The organism is Rhizobium phaseoli (genome assembly GCF_010668805.1).
Classification (GTDB): domain Bacteria; phylum Pseudomonadota; class Alphaproteobacteria; order Rhizobiales; family Rhizobiaceae; genus Rhizobium; species Rhizobium phaseoli_A.
Map to the genome: position 1 here is coordinate 211,931 of NZ_WUFT01000012.1, position 24,454 is coordinate 236,384.

Genomic DNA, 24,454 nt, shown 5'->3' on the forward strand with positions numbered 1-24,454 from the left:
GGTGATTGATATGGCTCTTGCACTGGTCAATTCCTTCGCCCCGCTTGTCCGTCATGACCATGATGGCCGCTCGGACACGCCTGTCATCGACGCCCGCAATGTGGCGGTGAATTTCAAGGTCGAGGACGGCATGGTCGAAGCCGTCAAGGACGTCTCCTTCCAGCTCTACCGTGGCGAGACGATCGCCATCGTCGGCGAATCCGGCTCCGGCAAATCGGTGACGGCGCGAACGGTGATGGGGCTGTTGTCGAAGCGCGCCGTCGTTTCGGAGAAATCGACGGTTGCCTATGACGGCAGCAATATCCTGACATATTCCGAGCGGGCCCGCCGCAAGCTGCGCGGCGACCGCATCTCGATGATCTTCCAGGAGCCGATGAGCTCGCTGAACCCGATCTATACGATCGGCAGCCAGATCGTCGAGGCGATCCGCGTTCACCGCCGGATCAGCAAGCGGGATGCGCAAAAGCGCGCGCTCGAACTGCTCGAACATGTGCAGATCCCCGATCCGGCCGCACGGCTGATGCAATATCCGCATCAGCTTTCCGGCGGCCAGCGCCAGCGCGTGATGATCGCCATGGCGCTTGCCAACGACCCCGACGTGCTGATCGCCGACGAGCCGACGACGGCGCTCGACGTCACCGTGCAGGCGCAGATCCTCAATCTGATCCGAAACCTGCAGAAGGAAATGGGGATGGCCGTCATCCTCATCACCCACGATCTGACCGTGGTGCGGCAGTTTTCCGATTACGTCTATGTGATGCAGCATGGTGAAGTGCGCGAGCACAACACCACCGAAGCGCTGTTTGCCAATCCGCAGCACGCCTATACCCGGCACCTGCTTGCCTCCGAGCCGCGCGGCCAGGCCAATCCGCTGCCGGAGGGATCGGATGTCATCCTCGATGCCAAGGGCGTGCGGGTCTCCTTCATGATGCGCCACGGCACCTTTTTCAAGCCGGCGATGCGCGAGCTTGTCGCCGTCGACAGCCTTGATCTGACGCTGCGCCGTCACGAGACGCTCGGTCTCGTCGGCGAATCCGGCTCCGGCAAGACGACATTCGGCCAGGCGATCCTGCGGCTGAACACCCCCGACAGCGGCGAGATCCACTTCGACCATCAGCCGATCCACGGGCTTACCCGGGCCGAGATGCGGCCCTTGCGGGCCCGCATGCAGGTGGTGTTCCAGGACCCGTTCTCCTCGCTCAACCCGCGCATGACGATCGGCCAGATCATCGAGGAAGGCCTCGTCGTCAACCGGCTGGGCGCCACCCGGGCCGAACGGCAGGACCGGGTGCGCGAGGCGCTGATTGCAGCCGGCATGCCCGGCAATATCCTGTCGCGTTTCCCGCATGAATTTTCCGGCGGCCAGCGCCAGCGCATCGCCATTGCCCGCGCCATCGCGCTCGAGCCGGAATTCATCCTGCTCGACGAGCCGACATCCGCACTCGACCTTTCCGTCCAGGCGCAGATCATCGAACTGCTGCGCAAGCTGCAGGACGAGCGGGGCTTGAGTTACCTCTTCATCTCCCACGATCTCAAGGTCGTCCGGGCGCTCTGCCATCGCGTCATCGTCATGCAGCATGGCAAGATCGTCGAAGAAGGGCCCGTCAACGAAGTTCTCACCCATCCCAAGACCGCCTACACCGAACGGCTCGTCAAAGCCGCTTTCGAGGTAGCATGACTATCGAATGCCGGAGGTTATAATGGCAGCAAATCCCAAAATCACATTCATCGGAGCAGGCTCCACCGTTTTCATGAAGAACATCGTCGGCGACGTGTTGCAGCGTCCGGCCCTTTCGGGTGCGACGATCGCCTTGATGGACCTCAACCCGCAGCGGTTGGAAGAAAGCGCCGTCGTCGTCAACAAGCTGATCTCGACGCTCGGCGTCAAGGCCAAGGCCGAGACCTATTCCGACCAGCGCAAGGCGCTTGCCGGCGCCGATTTCGTCGTCGTCGCCTTCCAGATCGGCGGCTATGAACCCTGCACCGTCACCGATTTCGAGGTGCCGAAGAAATACGGGCTACGCCAGACGATTGCCGATACGCTCGGCGTCGGCGGCATCATGCGCGGACTGCGCACCGTGCCGCATCTCTGGAAGATCTGCGAGGACATGCTCGCCATCTGCCCCGAGGCGATCATGCTGCAATATGTCAACCCGATGGCGATCAACACCTGGGCGATATCGGAGAAATACCCGACCATTCGCCAGGTCGGTCTCTGCCATTCGGTGCAGGGCACGGCGATGGAGCTGGCCCATGACCTCGACATTCCCTACGAGGAAATTCGCTACCGTGCGGCCGGCATCAATCACATGGCCTTCTATCTCAAATTCGAGCATCGCCAGGCCGATGGTTCCTACCGCAATCTGTATCCCGATCTGCTGCGCGCCTATCGCGAGGGCAGGGCGCCGAAGCCCGGCTGGAACCCGCGCTGCCCGAACAAGGTGCGCTACGAGATGCTGACGCGGCTCGGCTATTTCGTCACCGAAAGCTCGGAGCATTTCGCCGAATACACGCCCTATTTCATCAAGGAGGGCCGCGACGACCTGATCGAGAAATTCGGCATTCCGCTCGATGAATATCCAAAACGCTGCATCGAGCAGATCGAGCGCTGGAAGGGCCAGGCAGAAGCCTATCGCAGCGCCGACAAGATCGAGGTTCAGCCCTCGAAGGAATACGCCTCGTCGATCATCAACTCGGTCTGGACCGGCGAACCCTCTGTCATCTACGGCAACGTCCGCAACAATGGCTGCATCACCTCGCTGCCATCAAATTGCGCCGCCGAAGTGCCCTGCCTGGTCGATGCCTCCGGCATCCAGCCGACCTTCATCGGCGACCTGCCGCCGCAGCTGACCGCGCTGATCCGCACCAATATCAACGTTCAGGAACTGACGGTGCAGGCGCTGATGACCGAAAATCCCGAGCACATCTACCATGCCGCGATGATGGACCCGCACACGGCCGCCGAACTCGACCTCGACCAGATCTGGTCGCTGGTCGACGACCTGCTCGCCACCCACGGCAACTGGCTGCCCGAATGGGCGCGCACATCTAAAAAAGTACAGGCCGCCTGACCTCCTCTCCCGGGTCGGCGTCGAAGAGCCCCGCGGTGGCAACACACCGCGGGGCTTTTGTGTGGGGACGGGGCTGCTTTGCGATTAACGGGCCGCTCGGTACTCAGCCTTCCGTTTCATTCCAGCGCGCACCATCCCGAACGTCATGCGCCCGAAGCGCAAGCAACATATAATCATCACCGGATAAGCGAGCCTAGGAGCGTCAAAGACGTAGATAAGTCCCCATCCCGCCGCAACGAATGTGAGATAGAGGTACAGCGGCCTGAAAGCCGAACCGCTCGACGCCGCTGCTCTTTTTCCGACGGCGAGTTGCTGCGCCGGCTGCGGCATACTTCTTGGAGGCGGGTCTGCCCCCATCAGGCTTGCTGGAATTGGTTCGGATCCTGTCCCAAGCCCGGCAAAGAGCTTTCGGAGTTCTTCCGATTTAAGGGGATCTTCTTCATCTAAGATGTGAGCCGCGCGGTGTCCGAACGGCGGGACCAGCGCCTCAGGCAGAGTCCAGGGAAGATTGGAAGCCCCATGGGCGCGGGCGAACTCTCGCAGATCTTCAGCTTCTTCAACTGTCCAGCTGCACACCTCTTCGCCGTCTAGTAGCTCTTGGCCCCGATAGAGAATTTCCGACCGGCGATAAAAACCCGCATTGACGCGATCTACCAGCCTCTTGAGCGTCAAAATGTCTTCTTCGAAGGCGTCGGGATGCTCGAGACGCTCCAAAGGCCCTGCTCGCCAGAAGTAGCTTGCGGCCGTTGCCAGATCGCAGTCGGGCTGCGTCAGGATCCATTCGAACACATCTTCCGCGAAATCGAAGTTCAGATCTTCTGCAATGGCATGGCGAGCATCCGGGGACCGGCCGGTCAACCAATCGATCATGGCCCGTTGTTCGGCATCGTAACTGTCAAATTTGCCGTCCATCGCTCTCCCTCGGAATGGTCAATCGCCTATTACCCTTCAAAGTAATTCTCAGCAATCGCGGACCGTGGGAACGCATCTCGACATTCAATCGCGGGAATGATTGTTGGCGAGGCCTTAAATCCCGGACCCATCGAGCTGCTCGTCGTCATCGCCTTCCCAGGGTGAAGGCATCGAGGTGCGATTGGCCGAGGGCATCGGCATCCAACACTTCAACTCCGGTTCGGCATATTCGATGATTTGCCCGGGCGAGGAATCCGAGGTGCCAGCCTTCTCCCGCGAATTGATCGCCATGCGACCAATAGGCGAGATCAACTTCCGCCGGCCCTGCTCCGACGCCCGGATCGTCACCAGGATCTATCCTTCCAGCTTGCCACCGAGGCGTGCTATTGCGAAGGTCATAAACACAAGCTTATTGCCCGGAAATTTCGATGCTTTGCGATCTCGCCCATAACTTTCCGCCCAAGATCGCACAGTTTTTGGAACGCGATCGGGGCCTGAAACGCAATTTTCGCGAGGAAAGCGTCACCGACATGCTGATGTTCAGCCTTGTCGGCCTTCGGCCTTTTGGCGTCAGCGTCGACTTTCCAGACGAGCCGACGACCGGCGGCGATATGGAATGGGTGTTTGCAGCGCCCCGCGACATCAACGGCGGGCGGTATTTGCGGATCATCCTGCAAGCCAAACGCGCCCAATTTTCGAACACGAAGGGCGGATACTGGTACTATCAGCATCTCGACCACGAGAAAGGCAAGCAGGCCAACACGCTGGTGAGCCATGCATCGGGCCGGCCCGGCGGCATGTCGACGCCGCCACTCTACATCTTCTACCACCCGAACTCGGCGCTTTCGCCGAAGACGGCGTCGTCGTTACCCGCGGTTGATGGCGTCAATCTGGTGTTCGCCCATCAGGTCGCGCCTGTGGTGGCGGGCGGTTGCGCTCGTAAAGACAAGACAGTTGAGGCTTGGCGCGGTTCGTTCATGCGGCTCTCGGATATCCTGTGCTGGCCATTTGTGTCTGTGCCGCCCCCGCCAGGGCCGGCCGGCTCCATCGGGTTTCAGATCATTGGAGGCCCGGCGCGGAGACTTCCTTTCACGCCGAGTTTTCATCCCGATGTCGTCGCGGCTCGGCTGCAACGGCGGCTTGAGACCGCGGGTGGAAAATTCCCCCTACCGGCCGATTTGATCCGGCGCGTCTCGGCTGCCGAAGGGATCCCGGACGATCTACAGCGCGCGATCGAAGGCAACGTGACACTTGCGGACCGTAAGGAGCTCGTCCGCCCTCGCGTGATCTTCACGACGCAGATGTCGCGCGAGCATCCTTCGTATGTCCGCGCCGTGCGCCGCGGCTAGAGCGACACAGAAAGTAGGTATGGCATGCACGAACAGTTTCGCGCGTTTACGGAAGACCTACATCCGAAATTCGAGGCACTCATGGCGCAGGAACCGGTCTTGACCGGAATACTGCGGCCCGAATTTTCCGGCTCCGGGGTCTACATGTTCTCTGAGGCCGGCGAGAGCCTATATGTTGGACGCACCCGCGATGTCCGCAAACGCTATGGCCAGCACACGCGCCGATCCAGCGGCCACAACAGCGCGCCCTTCGCGTTCAAGCTCGCCCGCAATGCCACCGGCCGTGTAAAGGCAGACTACAGGCCGGGGGAAAATTCCCGCGCCGGCCTGCTGCTCGATCCGGAATTTGCGGCGGCGTTCTCCAATGCGCTTGAGCGCATTCGCGGAATGGAGTTCCGGTTCGTGTCCGAGCCTGATCCAACCCGGCAATACCTCCTTGAGGTCTACGTGTCGGTCGTCTGCGGCTCGCCCTATAACGACTTCGATACGACCTGATCCGTCGATTGCGCAGTTGCAGGCCTCATGGGCCATGCCGTCGCTATGTCCTAGCAATCAGCTCGCGGCCGAGCTTATCGATGATGTCGACGAAGTTGAGAGCGGCTGCCGATTAGATGATGAGCCTCTGCCCGGGTGTGTAGGTGCCGTCTCCACTGCGTGAAACATAGTCGGCTGCCACGATGCCCTGCTGAGGCGCCAGCAAATGCCTTTGCTGGAAACACCGCATCGCGCTGCTTCATTTCGGCGGTTGTGAGCAGTTGATCGTATCGCACGCCGAGCGCTTGGCCCCAGAGTTCCGAGCCTTCGGCATCACTCTCCAGCGGAACCCATATGGTCTGTCGGGCGGCAAACCGTCGCATCTCTTCCTGCATGTTCTTGAAGATCGGCTCGCGCTCCTCTTGTCGGAATCCGTCAATTATAGTGATCGTTCGCACCGATCTGGAGGGCCTCGTCGATCTCGTCGAGCTTCGACTTAAGCTCCGCAGACCGACCGCCCTGCCTCAGGGCGGCAAGCCTCTGCAGTACCGCTTCCCGATCCATGAAAAGGTCGAGCGTCGAATTTCTCAGGGGTCGGTAGACGCGGTCCGAAACCGTTAGCCCCCGAAGCTCAAGCAGAAGCATCACGAGGTTCGTATCGTCGGTTATGAAATCAGCTACCCATGCCCGTGGGTCTTCGGGCCCAGCCATGTCGCGCCAGCCGTAAAGGATGCCGGCGAGGTCAGGAAGGTTTGCAAGCGAGCCGTGGGCTGCCGCCGCGGCGAGCCGCTCCCGCAGGATCTGTCTGCACGCGTCAAGCTCCTCGGCTGTCAGATGACGATCTTCAACCCTTCTGGCACGATCTCCGACAACACCATGATCGAACAGCTCTTGCCTGAAGAGTTCGGCGACGAGCCAACCCAAGGACGGGCTTTGCGCATACAGTGTCTGCACAAGCCGCTGTCTCGCCTGGGTGTCGTTTTCCCTGAGGATATCCAGAACATTGCCCACAAGGATCTCGGACTTGTCCGACAACGAGCGAGAGAAAAGCCTGACCTGCTGTTTGTCTCTCATCGCGAAATCCATGACATTTCCGACGGCTGTCGTGAGACCGCAAAGCTGGCCCGCGGAGAGCGCGCGCAGTTCGGAACGCGAAAAGCGATCGAGAATGTGTTCGAACCAGCTTTGGCCCAACGGGCGTGGAGCACGAATATAGTCCTCGAGCTTGGCCGACAGGCTTGGGATGTCAGAACCAGCCAATACCTTCAGCTCGTTGAGTTTCTCGTCGGGCAAGACGGATCTTGGCCCAGTCAGTGCGAAATAGTAGCGATAGTGCACAGGGCTGCCGAGCCTCTTGTCATTCAGATATTTTGCAATCTGATCGCTGTGCTCCGACTGAAAGACGCGCGCTTTCGGGTCGTCATTAACCTGCAGGCCCGGAATATACTCGGCGGCGGACCAAATGGATCGGGTCGAGCCCAGCGACTCCGACGGAAGAAGGGCCTTCAGGGATGTTCCCAGCTCCGTCATATCATCCTCCGCCATTTCTGCATCGCCGGTAAAAATCACCGATCGAACCGAGAGATAGTGCTCGAGCCAGCGATAAAGCGGCGGGTTCAAAATCTTCGACAAGCTTATCCGGCAGAGATCTGGAAAATAAAGGTCGTCGGCCATGCTGCGATAGGCGAACTTGATGGCGTTGAGGACAAGCTTGACCTCTCGCGGGGTCTTCAGGCCCGCGCCTTCCCTATCGATGGCGCGGCTGATCTCGCCTTGCTGCGCCGCGTCCGGATCCTTGCCATTGACCTCGCGATAGATAGCCAGCGCCTTGCTTCGAAGCGAGATCCGCAGATCGAACGGCTCTGGCAGGGGGATGGTAAAGGTGAGCTGGACCACTTTCTGCAGAAAGAGATCGCCGTCCTTCACATGCAGGCTCAGTTCCAATGCATGCGCAAGAACGGATCGGTCATAACACATGACATATGCCACTTTGGGGAAATCGGCGACGGAACGGACCATGCGTATGACCTCGACCGCCTGCCGGGGTTCCAGGCGATCGAGGTCGTCGATGAGGACCAGAAACCGGACATCGAGCGAGGCGAGCTTGTCGGAGATGAGCTTCTTCACTTCCGCATCGGTCGGGGTTCGCCCCAGCTTTTCCAGGTAGTCAGCTCCCACACCCAACCCGGTTCCGACAATGGCAGCGGCGGGGTAGATCATGCCTGCAAGATTTGCGACCGGCGCCAGCGCCCGCCCCGTGCGGGCACCATATTTTCGAAAGAGATCGGTATAGCTGGCGGCCTCTTTTTTCCTGCGGGACCAGAAGCCAGACGGGCTGGATTTCTCCTCCTCCTTGTCGAGAATGTCCGCCATCGCATCGGTCAAGGTCTCGATCAGGCTGATATTGTCCCCGGTGAGCCAAGGCGCGAGCGTGATCACATGCAGCCGATCAGCTTGGCGCGCGGCAAGCTGTTTCTTGAGGAAATTCAGCAGGCTTGTTTTGCCCGATCCCCAGGGACCCTCAATGCCAATGACCATCCCATCGCTTTTGGCTGCATCAACCAAGGACGGTGCAAGCTTTTTCGCGATGTCATTAAAGCCGTATTCATCGGCGAAGACATCGTCGAGCGCTCGATCGGTCTCCGATATCAATAAAGTTTCGTTTTCCGCCATGTGCCTTAGCTTTTTGAAGTAACGCTACAGTTGAGCAATACTACAATTACGCGTCAAGCAGAGTGGCCATTTTATGCCAAGACGATTTGGTGCTGTCGGCGAGCCTCCTTCGGCCTGTATGTTCACGCCTCAAACACCTTCTCCGCATCGAATGGCGCTTTCGCTCCGCGCAGCTCTCGCGCGAGAAGCCCTTTCCATCCACCTGCGCTATCGAGCGGAATGTAGCCAATTCCGTCAAAGTCGGATGGCCTCACCACATCATTCTTGACCAGGGGAGCAACATGGGAAGCTCCCAATTTGCCAATAAAGAAGCCCAACTCGAATATGACGTTCTGCCTTGCTCTGGGCTCAGGTACTAATGCTCCCGCCAATCCTCCTTCATCGTCAGGAGTAATCAGCACCACGGGGCCGCCCAGAACGCGCGACGATAAACGCAAGTCCAGTTCCAAGCGTTGTGAAACTGAACACCTCTGGCGCCTTGCAGCGGTTCAGGGCATCCTATGATGGCTGAAAAGTGTGTTTATGGCAGTTGGAGGAATGCCGATGCGCTGTTTTACCGTGCTTGGACCTTCGCAGACCGGAAAATCGACAGTCGTGGAAAAGCTCGGCTCCCTGGAGGGAGCGCCGAGAAAATCCAGCTCCCCTTATGGATTGAACCTCACAGAGTTCACCTTCGGAAACGAGGCGTGGTGTGCACTGGATGCGCCTGGAGCCAACGAAGCGTTGGCGCATGCGCAGCACGCGCTTCTTGCCAGCGACGCCTGCATATTGTGTGTTTCATCGGCACCCGAGGAGGCTGTGCTCGCCGCACCCTATCTCAGGATAGTCGAAGCCTCGGGGACGCCTTGCATCCTCTTCGTCAACCGGATGGACGAACCGAGAGGGCGGTTGAGGGACGTGATCGCCGCGCTTCAAGACTATGCCAACCACACCTTTTTGCTTCGCCAGATTCCGATCCGCGAGGGGGACAGGATCATTGGCAGTTGCGATCTGATTTCGGAACGGGCTTGGCGCTACCGGGAAGGCCAGCCTTCGGCGCTGATCGCAATCCCCGAAAGCACTGCCGAACGCGAGCACGAAGCGCGCACCGAGCTCCTGGAACACCTGTCCGAATTTGATGACTGGCTTCTCGAGGAACTGATCGAGGACCACGAGCCATCCAGCGACGCGCTCTATGCCATTTCATCACGGGTTCTCAGAGAAAACAGAATTATCCCGGTCCTGATCGGTGCTGCAAGTCACGGCAACGGCATGATGAGGCTGATGAAGGCGCTGCGCCACGAGGCGCCGCCGGTAGGGATTCTCAGGCAGCGTCTCGCTGATACGGGAACTGTCGATGAAGGCAAGCTGGTGGCCGTGAGCTTCCATGCCTATTATCGCCAGAATGTCGGCAAGACGGTGCTCGTGCGCGCACTTGGCGAGGGACTGCGGCAAGGCGCATCACTGGGCGGCTCCAGCCTCGGCGCCGTACAAAATCTCGCAAACGGGCGGTCCAATTCGGCGGTTCTGCCTGCACCGGGGGATGTCTTCGCGACCGTTAAGTCCGACCACCTGTCCGTCCCTTCGCTGTTGACCTCCGGCGCGGTGGTCGCCCCGCCTGAGTGGACGGAACCACCCACGCCGATGCTTGAAAGGATCCTGGTTCCGGGCAGCGAGCGCGATGAAAACAAACTTTCCGAAACGCTGGCGAAACTTTCCGAGACGGATCGCGGCCTGAAAGGCTTGCAGGAGGAAGGCACCGGGGCTCAACTCGTCCGCGCCCAAGGGCCGGTGCATCTGCGTGATCTCTGCCGAACACTGTCCGATGTCTTTCACATCTCCGTGACCGACCGAACCCCCAGCCCAATCTACCGCGAGACGATCGCGAAACCATCGGAGGTTCATTACCGCCATCGCAAACAGACCGGCGGTGCCGGGCAATTCGCGGATGTGAAGCTGAGCATTCACGCCAACGAGCGCGGCCAGGGCTTCACCTTTGGCGAAACCGTCAAGGGTGGCGCCGTTCCGCGCAATTACTTCTCCGCCGTCGAAGCGGGCGCGCGCGAAGCGATGGAGAAAGGACCGCTAGGCTTCGAAGTCATCGATGTCGGCGTAACGCTGCTGGATGGTCAGTACCATGCCGTCGACAGTTCGGAACACGCCTTCCGGACTGCGTCGAAAATGGGGGTGCGGCAGGCGCTTGCCGAAGGATCGACCGTCTTGATGCAGCCGGTCTTCCGCACGGAGTTCCACATCCCGTCGGTCTATTCGGGCAGCCTTATCCAGATCGTCGCCGCTCTAAACGGTCAGGTTCTCGGCTTCGACCGTGATGAGACCGCCAAGGGATGGGACATCTTCCGGGCGCTCGTTCCGGGCGGCGCACTTGACGATCTGGCGCGGGCGCTGCGCTCGGCGACGCAGGGCATTGGCTATTTTTCCAAGACCTTCGATCATTTCGAGGAACTATACGGCAAGGAGGCGGACGCCATTGTGAGGGCAAAGGAGAAATCAGGCACCGCACACTGAAACCTTCGCGCCACTTCATGCTCGCGCGCAGATATGCTGCCGGACGTCCGATACGGCCGTTCTCGCTGAACGATTTCGCTCCGATACGCTGCACTGCCTCCCGGCCGATCGTGCCGGATACTTTTTCTGCCGCTTCGCAGCCCATCCAATTTCCCCCCTGCTTGCCAAAAAACCACAATTGCCTCACTTAGTTCACACATCCACCCTCGGCATGAAGAATTGGATCAACGCTGCATGCGCATAGCTTTCGTTTTTCTCGGTGCATTTCTTGCAATCGTACAGTCCGCCTCTGCTGAAGTCGCATCGCCGCCGGTTTTGGCGCCGCTGGAGCGACAGGCGCAAGCTGCTCAATTGAGCGCACAATTTCTCTCGCGCTATAGCTACAAGCCGGTTCCGCTCGATGATGCCTTGTCGGCGAGGGTGATGGATCAGTTCATCAAGTCGCTGGATCCGGACCGCATGCTTTTCCAGCAGGCTGATATCGACAAGTTCATGTCTGACCGCAGCGAGATCGACGATGCGATCGAGCGGAAGGATTTGAAGATCCCGTTTGAGATCTTCAACGCCTATGAACAGCGCGTTGTCGACCGGATGACCTATGCGCGCGGCCTGCTCAAGCAGGGTTTCGATTTCAGTACAAAGGAAGATTATTCGGTGTTGCGCGAAAAGGCGCCCTGGCCGCAGTCGCAAGCTGAAAGCGATGAGCTATGGCGCAAGCGCGTCAAGAGCGATTGGCTGCGATTGAAGCTCGGCGGCAAAACCGACGCGGCTATTCGCGAGACGCTCGACAAGCGGTATGACAACACGCTCGAGCGCGTTTACAAATTTAAGAGCGACGACGTTTTCCAGTCGTTCATGGATGCGTATTCGAACTCGGTCGATCCGCACACGGATTATTTCGGTGCCGCCGCTTCCGCCGATTTCAATGTCTCGATGAAGTTGTCGCTGTTCGGTATCGGTGCGGTGCTGCAGGAGCGCGACGATTACACGACGATCCGTGAGCTGGTGCCCGGCGGGCCGGCGCAGCTCTCGGGCAAGCTCGCGGTTGGAGACCGCATCACCGGCGTTGGCCAGGGCAAGGATGGGGCGATCAAGGAAGTCGTGGGCACGCGCCTTGATGAAGTCGTGCAGATGATCCGCGGCAAAAAAGGCTCCGTCGTGCGGTTGGACATCCTGCCGGCCGATGCCGGCGCCGATGCCACGCACCGCGTCGTCAACCTGGTGCGCGATAAGATCAGTCTCGATAAGCAGGCCGCCAGGAAGACGGTGCTGTCGGTCAAAGTGGGTGATATCGAGCGGAAGATCGGGATCATCACGCTGCCGGTGTTCTATGAGGATTTCGAAGCCAAGGGCAAAGGCGACAAGGATTATAAAAGTGCAAGCCGCGATGTCGCCAAGCTGCTCGGCGAGTTGAAAGAGGAGAATGTCGACAGCGTTCTCATGGACCTGCGCAACAATGGCGGCGGTTCATTGGACGAGGCGATCGATCTGACCGGCCTGTTCATCGGCAATGGCCCGGTCGTTCAGCAGCGTGCCGGCAACGGCAAGATCGAGGTCAAGGATTCGGATTTCCCAGCGCCTGTCTGGGCAGGCCCGATGGGTGTGCTGATCAATCGCGGCTCGGCCTCGGCTTCGGAGATTTTTGCCGCGGCAATCCAGGATTACGGTCGCGGCGTGATTGTCGGCGAACCGAGCTTCGGCAAGGGCACGGTGCAGACCGTCGTCGATCTCGACCAGGTGGTTCACAACAGCAAACCCGAATATGGCGAGTTGAAAGTGACGATTGCCCAGTTTTTCCGGGTCAATGGCGGCACGACGCAGCTGCGCGGCGTAACACCGGATATCAGCCTGCCGGGACTGTCCGATCCGACAAGCTTCGGCGAAACCAGTTATGACAATGCCCTGCCATGGGCGGAGATCAAGCCTGCGAAATATTCGCCCGACGATACGCTTGCGAAACTGCTGCCGACATTGCAAAGCCGCCATGATGCGCGGGTGAAGGGCGATCCGGATTTCCAACGCCTGTTGAAAGACATTGCCGACCTGAAGGCGCAGCGCGAGAAGGGGATTGTTTCCCTGAATGAAGCCGAACGTCGCAAGGAAGCGACGGCGCGGGCGGAGCGGTTCAAAGCCCGGGCGCAGGAAAGCGGCGGCGACGATCCCGGTGACGATGATGGCCTGGAGTCGGGCGAGCGCAGCCTGAGCGCCGATATCGCCATCGAAAATGCCCGCAAGAACGCAAAAGACGTGCTGCTCAACGAGACCGCCGACATTCTTGCCGACGCGGTGGATCTGCAGCAAGGCGGGGTAAAGGCAGTCACAAAACAATAGGGAAGGCGGAAGGGAAATCGTCAGACCGACGACAGCGCCGCGGTTGCGCACGACGATATCTTTACGATACTTGTAAGATGACGTCGTTACGCTCTGTCGTGCCCAGGCTGGAGTTTCCCATGCCTTCCTCACCCACGAACGAAAGTCCGGAAGTGCTGCTCGACCGGACCACATTCACGGTCAGCCCCGAAATTTATGCCGAATACCTTGCCCGCCTCGACGCGCCTGCACAGCTCAATGAGCGCCTGAAGCGGACCATGTCAACCAAAGCGCCATGGGATGAGCCTACATCGCCGGGCTGAAATCCGCCGCCAGCACCGCGACGTCCCCTCTGACGTTTGAAATCGCAAATGAAAAATCTGGTCAAAGAAACATGACCGCATCCTCCGTGTCGACACCTTCGAGACCATTGCCGGTACTCCGCCTAATCCTGCTCTGCGGCTGGTACTCCTTGATGGCAGGGATTTTTCTATGGTCAGTCCACCCGATCGCGTACTACAGTTGGGACCTCACCGCTGTCCTTATGTGTCTGTTGTGGTTTTCGGGTCCGCTTGTGGCTTTTGCCATTTCGGCCGGTGCACTTATTCTGGATCAACCGGCTTCTCGCTTAATGAAGCGAGCCGTCGCTGCGCACTTCGGGATGAGTCTGGTTGTTGCTCTAATGGTATCGGTGACGGATCAGTTTGGTTTCGCCATCTGGTTGTTTATGTTGCTGGCTGGGCTGGTCGATCTGCCGATCCTTGCGCTCGCGCCAGGCAGGATCGATAGCCCGAGGGTGGTCAAACTGCTACACATGGTGGTTGTGTCGTCAGTTGCTGGACCTATTGCCGGCCTATTTCTTTGGTCTGCCCTCAACATTACGATTGTGGAGTGGCGTGCACTCGCGGTCGCCGGCTCACATCCCTATTGCGTGCAGGTGCCCGAGGCTTATCCCTTACGGTACAAGGCAGTCACACAACGGGCTGAAATGGCGGGTTTGAGGATGCAGACACCGTTTACAAACGGCGGTGGTTCCACCGACTACCAGGTCGCGTTTCACGCAGTGCTCGTGGTCAGGAAGGGTGGCGGGGACCAGTTCTACAACTGGTCCTACTTCGCTCAGAACTTCGTCCCCGTTTCCGACCGTGCGATAAACGGACTTGCTCTTCGTCGCGCTGATTGTGAGCCAATCGTTGCTTTTTTCGACGAGCTTAATCGTTAACGGTTAAGCTGAGGGCCGCGGTCTTCACCTGATGCCTACACCAAAGCGCCGTGGGATGAACCTACATCGCCGGGCTGAAATCCGCCGCCAGCACCGCCTCCTTCAGCGCGCGCGAATAGGGATGCTGCGGATTGTCCAGCACGGGGCGGGCCTGGCCCCGTTCGACGATTTCGCCCTTGCGCATGATGATGATGTTGTCGCTGACGTAATAGGCGGTGGCCAGATCATGGGTGATGTAGATGATCGACAGCCCGAGTTCGCTTTTCAGCCGGCCGAAGAGGTTGACGATCGCCATGCGCAGCGAGGCGTCGACCATCGAGACCGGCTCGTCGGCGACCAGCAGGCGGGGCTGCGGGATCAGCGCGCGGGCAATGGCGACGCGCTGAAGCTGGCCGCCGGAGAGTTCGTGGGGGAAGCGGCCTTTCACTTCTTCAAGCGTCAGGCCGACGTGCACGAGGGCGGCATCGGCCATACGCTCCGCTTCTTTGCGGTCTATGCGTTCTCCAGGGCCTGACAGATTGCGGGCGGTCTCGAATAGGTAACGGTCGACCCGCTTCAGCGGATTGAAGGCTTCAAACGGGTTCTGCAGAACCGGCTGGACCTCCTTCATGAAGGCCTTGCGTTCGGATCGGCTATGGATGGAGACGGTTTTGCCGGAGAATTCCAGCTGCCCTTCCGTCGGTTCGGTCTGCCCCAGGATCATCGCCGCAATCGTCGATTTGCCCGAGCCGGATTCGCCGACGATCGACAGGATCTCCGGTTCCTCGCCCAGTTCGAAGCTGACATCCTTGACCGCCGTAACCAGGCGCCGGCCGAGCATGCCGCCCTGCCGATAGATTTTCGTGACATGCGAGAGGCTGAGCAGAGCGGTCAAAGCTGATCTCCCGTAACTGCAAAACAGGCCACACGGCGCTCCGGCTCGACGGTGACCAAAGGTGGCACCTTCTGCGAGCAGATATCCATGCGTTTCGGACAGCGCGGGTGAAACCGGCAGCCTTCCGGCGGCATGGCAAGGTTTGGCGGACGGCCCTCCAGCGAGGGCCTGGTCGTCGCATCGCCGATGCGCGGCAGGCTGCCGACCAGGTGCTGCGTATAGGGATGCAGCGGCTTGCTGAAAAGTTTGGCGGTCGGCGCTTCCTCGACCAGACGCCCGGCATAGACGATGCCGATGCGGTCGGAGACCGTGGCGTGAACGCCCATATCATGGGTGACGAACAGGAAGGACGAGCCCATCTCGCGCTGGATTTCGCGGATCATCGACAGCACGTCGCGCTGAACGATGACGTCGAGCGCCGTCGTCGGTTCGTCGGCGATTATGAACTCCGGCGTCAGGATGGTGGCGAGCGCAATGGTCATGCGCTGGCGCATGCCGCCTGATAGTTCATGCGGATAGGCGTCGAGCAGATGCGGATCGAGCTTCAGCCGCTGCAGATGGGCGGCGACTTTTTCGAAAAATATATCCTTGCCGACCGGCATGTGGCGAAAGGCGAAATCGGTGAAGGAATGGCGGATCCGGCGCACCGGATTGAGCACGTTCATCGATCCCTGCATGATATAGGACAGATGCTTCCAGCGCAGCGCCATGCGCTCCTCCGGCTTCATCGCATAAATATCCTGGGTGCCGCCGGCAAAATGGAATTTCACGCTTCCCGATACGACCCGCAGCGGCGGCCGGATGGCGCCGGCGATGGTTTTGATCAGGGTGGTCTTGCCGCTGCTCGATTCACCGGCAACGCCATAGACCTCGCCGCGGCCGATCGTCAGGCTGATATCGTCGACGGCGCGCACCTCGCGATCGACGCCATAGAGGAAGGCACGGTAATAGGCTTTCAGATTCTCGATTTCGACCAAAGGCTCCATGCTAACTTCCCATCCGGTTCAGCCGGCTGCGCGGATCATTGTATTCGTTCATCGACATCGACAGCAGGAAGAGCGCCAGGAAGAGAACGACGATCGCGGCGACGGGTGCTGCCACCCACCACCATACGCCTGATATCAGCGCCGAATGCGCATTGGCCCAGTAGATCATCATGCCCATGGTCGGCGTCTCGATATCGGTGAAGCCGAGCACCGACAGGGTGATCTCCATGCCGATCGACCAGATCATGTTGTTCATCGTGGTGGCGAAGACGATCGGCAGAACATAGGGCAGGTGCTCCTCGGCGAGGATCTTGCGCATGCTCATGCCGGAATAGACGCTCTGGGTGGTAAACGGCCTGCTCTTCAGGCCGATCGCCACCGAGCGGATCAGGCGCGCATCGTAGGACCAGCCGAGCGAGGCCATGATGACGATCAGCGCGGTCCAGGTCATGCTGTCCTTCAGCACGAAATAGAACAGGATCAGCAGCGGAAACTGCGGGATGACCATGACGCTGTCGTTGATGGCCATCAGTACCCGGTCGACCGCGCCGCCGGCATAACCGGCAACCAGGCCGACGACCAGCGAGATGATGCGCGACAGAAAGGCAACGCCGATGCCGAAATACAAAGTGTTGCGCAGCGCGGTCGTCAGCTGCCAGAAAACATCCTGGCCACGCGATGTCGTGCCGAGCCAGTAATCGCCATCGGGCGGCATGTCGGGCGGCAGCAGATAGATGTCCGTCGGGGCGTAGGGCGAGAAATACGACAGGACGATCAATCCGACGATGACGGCAAAGAGCAGCAGGCCGCAGAGGAATTCCATATTCTGGCGGGCGAGGTCACGGATAATGGTAAACATGGGCCTATTCCACCTTGATACGCGGGTCGATCAGCGGGCTCAGAATGTCGATGATGAACACCGCGGCGGCGACGCCGACGATCGACAAGGCGCTGAGGCCGAGCACCAGGCTGTAATCGCCGGCATGTACCGCCGAAATCAGCAGGTTGCCGATGCCGGGATAACCGAAGACGATTTCGGTGATGACGGTGCCGTTGAAGATCGCTCCGAGCGACATGGCAAGCCCGGTGAACTGCGGCACCATGGCATTGCGGGCGATGTAGGAGCGGAGAATTTTCCGCTTCGGCACGCCGCCGAGCTCGGCGAAGACGACGTAATCATCGGTGATGATGTTGGACACCAGCGCGCGCATGCCGATCAGCCAGCTGCCGGTTCCGACCAGGATCAACGACAGCGCCGGCAGGATCGAGTGTTCGAGAATATCGAGGACCAGGGAAAACGACAGGTCGAGATTGGCGTTCATCTCGTAGCCGCCATTGATCGGCAGCACCGGCCAGAGATAGCCGAACAGGATGAGCAGCACGAAGGCGAGGATATAATAGGGAATGGGAAGCAGGGCGATGCAGACCAGGCTGACGGCCTTCAGCACCATATTCTTCCGGTAATAGCCGGCGAGCGCGCCGATCGCATTGCCGAGCACGAAGGTGATCAGGGTGGAGACCGTCATCAGCCCGATCGTCCAGGGCAGCGACCGCAGAATGATGGTGGAAACGGGTGTCGGAAAAGCCGACAGCGAGGGGCCGAGATCGCCGGTCGCAAGCCGCAGCCAGAAATGCAGATATTGCTGCCAGATCGAACCCTCCATGCCGTAAAGCTCGCGCAGCGACTGGCGCATCAGTTCGATCGCATTCGGATCGGACTGCCCCATCTGCGTGATGGCGCCGATGCTTTCTTCGACCGGATCGATCGGGGTCAGGTGGGTGACGAAGAATGTGATGCTGACGCCGAGAAAGACGACCAGCAGAAACTGACCAAACCGCTTCAGCACAAAGATCAGATAGGACGTCATAGGGCGGTGGTTCCTCTCTGGTTTCCTTTCATCGATGGGACGGCATCGATGGGAAAGGATCGGCGGGCAGAGCCCGCCGATAAGGGGCCGGCGCGATGGCTGCGCGCCGGCGTTGGGAGGATTATTTCGGTTGAGCCGGCTTCAGTTTGACCATCATCAGCCTGGAGTTGGCCCAATTCGGCACCGGGTCTGTGTAAGGGTCTTTGATCGTCGGGTAGCCAGTCCAATAGGTCGTGTCCATCGAGGTGAAGACGTTATAGGACATCAGCGGGATCGTCGGCATTTCGCGGGCGGCCAGCTTCAGATAATCCTTGCCGAGCTCGATGCCCTTGGGATCGTCGGCGCTGATGCCGCGAATGGTCTCGATGATCTTGTCGAGCTCCGGATTGCTCCAGCGCTGCCAGTTGCGCGGCGGCTGAACGTCACCCTTCTTGGCCACGAACTGCGAGTGCCAGCTGTCGAGGAAGAACGACAGGTCGGGATCGCCGCCCCAGGTCTCGACGCTCCAGGCAATCGCCACCTGGAAATCCCCAGGCTGGAGTGCCACCTGCCACAGGCTGGTCGTCGGCACCGCTTTGGCGTCGATGCCGAAGGCTGCCCATTGCTGCGCGATCAGCGTGCCGGCCCGGGTGAAGACAGAGCGCGAGTCGCCCTCCACCGTCATCCGGATCCTGAACGGCTTGCCGTCCGGGGTCATCCATTTGCCGCCGGCCTTCTTGAAGCCTGCCTTCTCCAGCAGTTCGCCGGCAGCCTTCGGATCCGGTTTCCACCAGCCATAGCCGAATGCCGTGCTGATTGCCTCCGGGTCGGTCGGGATCTGGTCCTTGAACTTCGGCTGCTTGCGCAGCAGATCGGCGATCTGCTGGCCAATCGTCGGGTCATAAGGCTTGATCTTCTGCTTGCCGGTGTCGACCTCGAAATCCTTCAGCCAATCCTGCATCGGCGCCTGATAGTCTTTCATGGCGATTGCCGTCGGCGGTACGCCGAGCGCCGACAGCGTCGCAGCGCCGCGGTAGCTCGCCATGTCGACGGCCTTGATGTCGATCAGCAAGGCCAACGCCCAGCGCACATCAGGATTGTTGAAGGTCGGGTCCTGGGTGTTGAAAATCACCGCCGGAAGGGTCGGATCCGGGTGGGCGAAGGGGAAGCCCGGGAACCAGGTCTCGATCGACTTGGATTTTTCCTTGAGGGTGAACATGCCCTCAGGGGTATTGTCGTGGATGATATCGAGATTGTGCTCGAGCTGAGCGATGGTGCGTTTATCCGGAGGGCCGGGATCGGTGTAGGTCACATATTTCGGGGCCGGCTCACCGAAGCGCGCCAGCGATGTTTTCTGCCAGTCCTCACGTTTTTCCCAGGTGTACCATTTGCCCTGGGGATCATAGGCCTTGAGCTTGTAGGCGCCGAGCGAGACGGGGTTGGCGAAATCATAGCGGATCGGATCGGCGACCTTTTCGAACACATGCTTGGGCATGATCCAGGCGCCGTTCCAGCGCACGGTGAACAGGGCGTGGAAGCGCGAATTGGGCTTCTTCAGCTTGAACACCACCGTCTGGGGATCGGTCGCCTCGACGCTTGCCACCTGCACCGAGAAGGCAGCACTCCAGACCATGCCGGGATGATCCATCTGCGTCTTGACGGTGTAGACCACGTCGTCGGCCGTGAACTCGACGCCGTCGCTCCAGAAGAGCCCCTTGCGCAGTTTCACGGTCATCTCGGTGAAGTCGGCATTATATTGCGGCTTGTCGGCGGCCAGCGAACTGTCCCAGCTCGAGCCGCCAAGCCCTTGTTCGGGGTCGATATACCAGAGCGTATCCATGGTCAGCTGCTGCAGGCCGGTGGAAACACCGCCGCCGCCATTGACCCAGATATTGAACCAGCCCGGATTCTTGATCGTCCCTTCCGGATTTTCGACGATGAGCGTCTCCTTGCGCGGCAAGGAGGTATAGTCATCGGCCTTGGCCGCCGCTGTCAGGCCGAGTGCGGCCAGCGCGACGCCAAATGCGAGCCTCTTCCACTGTTGCATGAACTCCTCCCTAGAAAGCGACGATGCGGCGGCCGCAAAGGCACGCATGGGCACGTCGCGGTTGTCGGTTCGCGAAAGCATCAGGACTTGAAACACTCAAGGTCCAAGGCTCTAGCGAACCATCCCTCCAACCCGCCTGCCTCCTCGCAGTCGAGCCGAACCTTTTCAGCCGGGGCCCTATGGGGCTTACCCGGCGGCGGCTGTCAGACCGACAGCCGAATGACGTTGTAGGACAGCGGCTTCAGCGCCGCCCGCAACCTGCCGTCCTCGATCTTCGCAGTCTGGACATTGACCGGCGCGACCGTGTCTTGCCGCGCAGCCGTGTTGACGGCTAGCAGATCGCGATGGGTCATCTCCACCTGCTCGATGACGCTGGCGGTCCCAAAACCTTCCAGGCGCACATCGAGATCCAGTGCCGTCTGCGGATGGCGGTTGACGGCAAAGAAGGTCAGCGTCTTGCCATCCTCGGAATGGACGGCCGAGACGTCGAGATAGGGGACGTCGTTTTCCTCGTCGCTGTCATAGGTCGGGCCATCGACGACCAGCTGCAGGGCCGATCCACGGCCATACCGGGAGGCGTAGTAGAAGGGGTAATAGATCGTCTGGCGCCAGGCGGCCCCGCCGTCGTCGGTCATGATCGGCGCGATGACGTTGACGAGCTGGGCGATGCAGGCGATGCGCACCCGGTCGGAGCGGCGGATGAAGGTATTCAGGATACCGCCGACCTGCAGCACATCCTCGAAATTATAGACGTCCTCAAGCAGATGCGGCGCATCCGGCCACTCGTCGCGCGCCAGGATTTCCTTGTCCTGCTGGTTGGAATGATACCAGACGTTCCATTCATCGAAGGAAATGCCGATCGTCTTCTTCGAGCGCTTCTTCGCCTTGATGTAGTCGATCACGCCGCCGATCGTGGTGATGTAGCGGTCGAGCTTGGTCGCCCGGGCGAGATAATTGAGGGTATTCTTCTCGCGGTTGGCGAAATACATATGCAGCGAGATGTGGTCGGCGCTGTCGTAGCACTGCTCGAGGACTTGAGCCTCCCAATCCGGATAGGTCGCCATATCGGAATTGGACGAGCCGCAGACCACCAGTTCCAGCGACTTGTCGAAGCCGCGCATGGCTTTTGCCGTCTCGTCCGCCAACCGGCCATATTCATAGGCCGATTTGTGGCCGACCTGCCAGGGACCGTCCATCTCATTGCCGAGACACCACAATTTGACATCGTGCGGATCGGCCCAGCCGTGCTTGCGGCGCAGATCGGAATAGTAGGTGCCGCCGGGATGATTGCAATATTCCAGGAAATTGCGGGCCGCATCCAGGCCGCGTGAGCCGAGATTGACGGCGAGCATCGGCTTGGTGTTGGCCTTCTTGCACCAGTCGACGAATTCGTTGACGCCGATCTGATTGGCTTCACGGGTGCGCCAGGCAAGGTCGAGGCGAACCGGGCGCTCCGAGCGCGGGCCGACGCCATCTTCCCAATTATAGGCCGAAACGAAGTTGCCGCCGGGGTAACGGCAGTAGGGCGTGTCGAGATCACGCACCAGATCAAGCACATCGCGGCGGAAGCCGTCCTCGTCGGCTGTGGGATGTCCGGGCTCATAAATGCCGCCGTAGATCGCTCTGCCGAGATGCTCGAGAAATGAACTGTAGAGCCTGGCGTCAATGGTCGCGATGCGGAAATCGCGGTGGGCAACGACATTGGTTTTCAACGGATCCTCCCGTTTATGTATCAGAAATTTTGTTTTCTTGCCTCCAACTTGATATCAGGAATGTCGTTCTGTCAACCGACCGGCGTTTTTAATCATACTAATGAATTTTTCTGAAAAATTATTTAATTACAATTGTTTGGCTATATTTCATGAGTCGCTAATTTGAAAAAGAAATGAAATTCAAAATCACGATTTATGATATCGATTTTTAGACATGCAGCCGCATGATGATATCGCGGCCGTGATTTCCAAAGCTGCGGCCGAAAATATTGACGCCGCCGGTATGGCCGGCATTCTCGGCGATGCCGACGCGCAGGCGGATGGAGGAGTGCTGGCCGAGCGCCAGATCGCCGAGCGTGACGTTCGATGCGGCGACACCGTCGATGAAGGTTCCGCGCGTCGAGATCCGCCAGGTCTTCATCATCCCATATTGCGAGCCTTCGAGCTTCCACCAGGCCGGCGTGAAGGCGCCGCGTTTATCGCCATAGTCGCCGGGCGAGGTCCAGGTGCCGATCGCCATGCCGTTGACCCACAGCGTGATGTCAGAAGGCCAGTCCGCATTGGTGCCAGGCACCTCAGACGACAGCTCCATCGAAAATTCGATGGCGCGGATATCCTTGTTCAACACCTTGGCATTGTTGGGGAATTTATACTCGACATAGCCTCGTCCGAACCAGACGAGCCCGGCCTGCATGCGCTGCGGATCAAGGAAATAGTCGGGCACATCGAGAGGGCCGATGACGCTCTCGGTGGAGCACAGGCCGCATGGCGCATGCACGTCGCAGCTGGTGTAGAGCCCGACCGGCATCTCGACTTCGATGATATTGTTGGCCCGTTGGGCTGCACTTTCCTCAAAGCTGATCAGGATTTCGCTATAGACCGCCGAGCAGATCTTCTGGTTTCCCTTGCGGGCCTTGGCCAGTCGCGACTCGACCAGCCCGGCCTCTTCCAGGATCTGGATGCCGGTGGCGACGGTCGATTGCGGCAGCGAAAGCGCCTGGGCGATATCGTTGATATTCGTCGGCCCTTTGGCGCAGAGCAGCTTCAGCATCTCAACCCGCGCCGGCGCCGAAAGCGCCCGTATCGCCGTATTATTCTCACCGGCGGCAATCGTCAAAAACGAACGTTCCATCATTCCCCCAAGAATTCTCGGAGAAATGATGTATATCGAGAATTGTGATACAGCAAGTGGGGGCCTCGAACATTTGAAGAATGATGGCGGCGCGGTTTTAGATCTCGCGGCGCATTCCTGTAAGATAACTGCGCGTTCTCAATGTCACCGTCGTGTTAGGCTGCATATTGGCATCGGTTAGCGTAAAGGCGACGATGTCGTCGTTTTCGGGATCGGTGAGGGCTTGCTGTTGCCCGCCGCCTATAGCACCACGGATTAGCGATCTGCTTTGCCGAAGGGAATTGGATATGGCGATGAAGACCGGCCGCCAAAATAAAATTTTTTCGATGTTAAACCTTGAGAATTCACTACCTGATCAGGTGTTTAACAAGCCATTCCAATATTTTCGATTTATGGAGGTTGATCTTGTTTTTAGTGAAGCCTTCGGATGCTCGGTGCTATCGTGGATCGACGCGGAGAATTCCGACAGTCTTCGCATCGGCAAGATAGTCGAGTCGTCGTCGTGCGTAGATCAGATAAGACAACTGAATCCCGGTTCGTCTGGAACGGACTACGTTAACTTACTCCGTGATGGAGGGCCCGATCAGGGGTGGTTCTACGATATGGGAACCTATGCCATAGCCTCCGATACCGGCAGATGGTGTGTTTATTGTGAGCGGTATAACGAGGTAGCTGTACTAGGCCTCGATGAGCAGAGTTTTGTGAGATTTTCCGACCAACTGACAAGCCTCCCCGTCCAACGAATTGAAGAGATGGTTTCAAACAAGATCTACCCGTTTGATTGCTTAACTCCACGCTGGAACAGCAGGCTTATCCAAAATTATAGATCGATCTAACATCGGTTTCACCCTCTGACTGACCAGTTGGTGACAGCGAGCATCACACAATGTCCGGGATATTCATCGAGGGAGAATTAATCTTCGGTCCATTCATCGATGAGGCAGCGGACAGAATAGTGCTAATGCCCGCGCGCGTCCGGCTGCAGCAACGTTCCCAGAAAGGCGTCCATGTCATCGATTTCGGGGTCAGCGCAGACGCGTAGCGCGGCTTCCAGCCGAAGGGCGGGTCCTGGTTGAGATTGTTCCAATAGGCTTGCGGCAGGTCGAATAGAAGGAGACGACGTCCCGTAGCGAATGGAAATAGCCGTTGTGGAAGAAGAGAACCAATGGTTCTACCGCGGCAAATTCATGCTCACATGTAATACATCGATAGGTGTAATAGCCCCGTAAATCTCCGGACACGATCTCCCACTTAACAAGTGTGCGAGGTAATGTGCCCATTATGACCAGTCACAGTCCTAAGATAGAAGTCCTGTCCGGCCCTGAGCGCCGCCGTCGCTG

The 24,454-nt window shown here is 59.1% G+C and carries 18 protein-coding genes and 3 pseudogenes; 9 read left to right on the forward strand and 12 right to left on the reverse strand.

Annotated features, from left to right (window positions below; all coding sequences use genetic code 11):
* Positions 1 to 10 precede the first annotated feature (10 nt).
* Positions 11 to 1,678 (forward strand): ABC transporter ATP-binding protein, encoded by a 1,668-nt coding sequence (locus GR197_RS20130; protein ID WP_164012673.1) that lies wholly within the window; start codon positions 11 to 13, stop codon positions 1,676 to 1,678.
* Positions 1,679 to 1,700: 22 nt separating this feature from the next.
* Positions 1,701 to 3,071 carry an alpha-glucosidase/alpha-galactosidase gene (locus GR197_RS20135; protein WP_164012675.1) on the forward strand — a complete coding sequence of 457 codons (1,371 nt, stop codon included), beginning with the start codon at positions 1,701 to 1,703 and terminating at the stop codon, positions 3,069 to 3,071.
* 84 nt (positions 3,072 to 3,155) lie between these two features.
* On the opposite strand, the gene GR197_RS20140 is transcribed toward GR197_RS20135, so the two are convergent.
* Both GR197_RS20140 and GR197_RS20145 read right to left on the reverse strand, forming a co-directional pair.
* Entirely contained in the window at positions 3,156 to 3,983 is an 828-nt protein-coding gene (locus GR197_RS20140; RefSeq protein WP_164012677.1) for a DUF4274 domain-containing protein, read from the reverse strand.
* 114 nt (positions 3,984 to 4,097) lie between these two features.
* A pseudogene (locus GR197_RS20145) lies at positions 4,098 to 4,337 on the reverse strand (hypothetical protein).
* A gap of 74 nt (positions 4,338 to 4,411) precedes the next feature.
* Between GR197_RS20145 and GR197_RS20150 the strand changes: the two are divergent.
* On the forward strand, positions 4,412 to 5,332 hold the full coding sequence (locus GR197_RS20150; protein ID WP_164012679.1) for a DUF6615 family protein: 921 nt from the start codon (positions 4,412 to 4,414) through the stop codon (positions 5,330 to 5,332).
* An 81-nt stretch (positions 5,333 to 5,413) separates the two neighbouring features.
* On the forward strand, positions 5,414 to 5,827 hold the full coding sequence (locus tag GR197_RS20155) for a GIY-YIG nuclease family protein (protein WP_164012681.1): 414 nt from the start codon (positions 5,414 to 5,416) through the stop codon (positions 5,825 to 5,827).
* A gap of 414 nt (positions 5,828 to 6,241) precedes the next feature.
* On the opposite strand, the gene GR197_RS20160 is transcribed toward GR197_RS20155, so the two are convergent.
* The gene (locus GR197_RS20160) at positions 6,242 to 8,479 is read right to left on the reverse strand and encodes a KAP family P-loop NTPase fold protein (protein WP_246724634.1); all 2,238 of its coding nucleotides are present in this window, start codon (positions 8,477 to 8,479) and stop codon (positions 6,242 to 6,244) included.
* Between the two features lie 122 nt (positions 8,480 to 8,601).
* Positions 8,602 to 8,916 (reverse strand): TIR domain-containing protein, encoded by a 315-nt coding sequence (locus GR197_RS20165; protein ID WP_204330303.1) that lies wholly within the window; start codon positions 8,914 to 8,916, stop codon positions 8,602 to 8,604.
* A gap of 106 nt (positions 8,917 to 9,022) precedes the next feature.
* Here GR197_RS20165 and GR197_RS20170 point away from each other — a divergent pair, with 106 nt between their 5' ends.
* From GR197_RS20170 to GR197_RS20185, 4 genes and pseudogenes are all read left to right on the forward strand, one after another.
* On the forward strand, positions 9,023 to 10,984 hold the full coding sequence (locus tag GR197_RS20170) for an elongation factor G (protein WP_164012685.1): 1,962 nt from the start codon (positions 9,023 to 9,025) through the stop codon (positions 10,982 to 10,984).
* 234 nt (positions 10,985 to 11,218) lie between these two features.
* Positions 11,219 to 13,315, forward strand: coding sequence for a carboxy terminal-processing peptidase (locus GR197_RS20175; RefSeq protein WP_164012687.1), 2,097 nt, complete (start codon positions 11,219 to 11,221; stop codon positions 13,313 to 13,315).
* 146 nt (positions 13,316 to 13,461) lie between these two features.
* Positions 13,462 to 13,617 (forward strand): annotated as a pseudogene (locus tag GR197_RS20180) (DUF1778 domain-containing protein); the annotation flags it as partial.
* Between the two features lie 152 nt (positions 13,618 to 13,769).
* The gene (locus tag GR197_RS20185; protein ID WP_164012691.1) at positions 13,770 to 14,516 is read left to right on the forward strand and encodes a hypothetical protein; all 747 of its coding nucleotides are present in this window, start codon (positions 13,770 to 13,772) and stop codon (positions 14,514 to 14,516) included.
* 61 nt (positions 14,517 to 14,577) lie between these two features.
* Here the strand turns inward: GR197_RS20185 and GR197_RS20190 are convergent, their stop codons facing one another.
* The 7 genes from GR197_RS20190 to GR197_RS20220 all read right to left on the reverse strand — a co-directional run bounded on the left by GR197_RS20190 (position 14,578) and on the right by GR197_RS20220 (position 23,114).
* Positions 14,578 to 15,390: an ABC transporter ATP-binding protein gene (locus GR197_RS20190; protein WP_164012693.1), complete on the reverse strand. Its 813-nt coding sequence runs from the start codon at positions 15,388 to 15,390 to the stop codon at positions 14,578 to 14,580.
* Positions 15,387 to 16,376 (reverse strand): ABC transporter ATP-binding protein, encoded by a 990-nt coding sequence (locus GR197_RS20195; protein WP_164012695.1) that lies wholly within the window; start codon positions 16,374 to 16,376, stop codon positions 15,387 to 15,389. Before GR197_RS20195 ends, GR197_RS20190 begins: the two co-directional genes overlap by 4 nt.
* A 1-nt stretch (position 16,377) precedes the next feature.
* The gene (locus GR197_RS20200; protein ID WP_164012697.1) at positions 16,378 to 17,235 is read right to left on the reverse strand and encodes an ABC transporter permease; all 858 of its coding nucleotides are present in this window, start codon (positions 17,233 to 17,235) and stop codon (positions 16,378 to 16,380) included.
* Positions 17,236 to 17,239: 4 nt separating this feature from the next.
* Entirely contained in the window at positions 17,240 to 18,244 is a 1,005-nt protein-coding gene (locus GR197_RS20205; protein WP_164012699.1) for an ABC transporter permease, read from the reverse strand.
* 121 nt (positions 18,245 to 18,365) lie between these two features.
* Complete coding sequence (locus tag GR197_RS20210; RefSeq protein WP_164012701.1) at positions 18,366 to 20,270, reverse strand: ABC transporter substrate-binding protein; 1,905 nt, start codon at positions 20,268 to 20,270, stop codon at positions 18,366 to 18,368.
* Positions 20,271 to 20,473: 203 nt separating this feature from the next.
* Positions 20,474 to 21,982, reverse strand: coding sequence for an alpha-N-arabinofuranosidase (locus tag GR197_RS20215; RefSeq protein WP_164012703.1), 1,509 nt, complete (start codon positions 21,980 to 21,982; stop codon positions 20,474 to 20,476).
* A 208-nt stretch (positions 21,983 to 22,190) separates the two neighbouring features.
* On the reverse strand, positions 22,191 to 23,114 hold the full coding sequence (locus tag GR197_RS20220; RefSeq protein WP_164012705.1) for an ArsR/SmtB family transcription factor: 924 nt from the start codon (positions 23,112 to 23,114) through the stop codon (positions 22,191 to 22,193).
* Between the two features lie 287 nt (positions 23,115 to 23,401).
* On the opposite strand from GR197_RS20220, the gene GR197_RS20225 reads away from it, so the two are divergent.
* Positions 23,402 to 23,950 carry a hypothetical protein gene (locus tag GR197_RS20225; RefSeq protein WP_164012707.1) on the forward strand — a complete coding sequence of 183 codons (549 nt, stop codon included), beginning with the start codon at positions 23,402 to 23,404 and terminating at the stop codon, positions 23,948 to 23,950.
* 122 nt (positions 23,951 to 24,072) lie between these two features.
* Here GR197_RS20225 and GR197_RS32410 read toward each other — a convergent pair.
* Positions 24,073 to 24,271 (reverse strand): annotated as a pseudogene (locus GR197_RS32410) (cytochrome-c peroxidase); the annotation flags it as partial.
* Between the last annotated feature and the right edge of the window lie 183 nt (positions 24,272 to 24,454).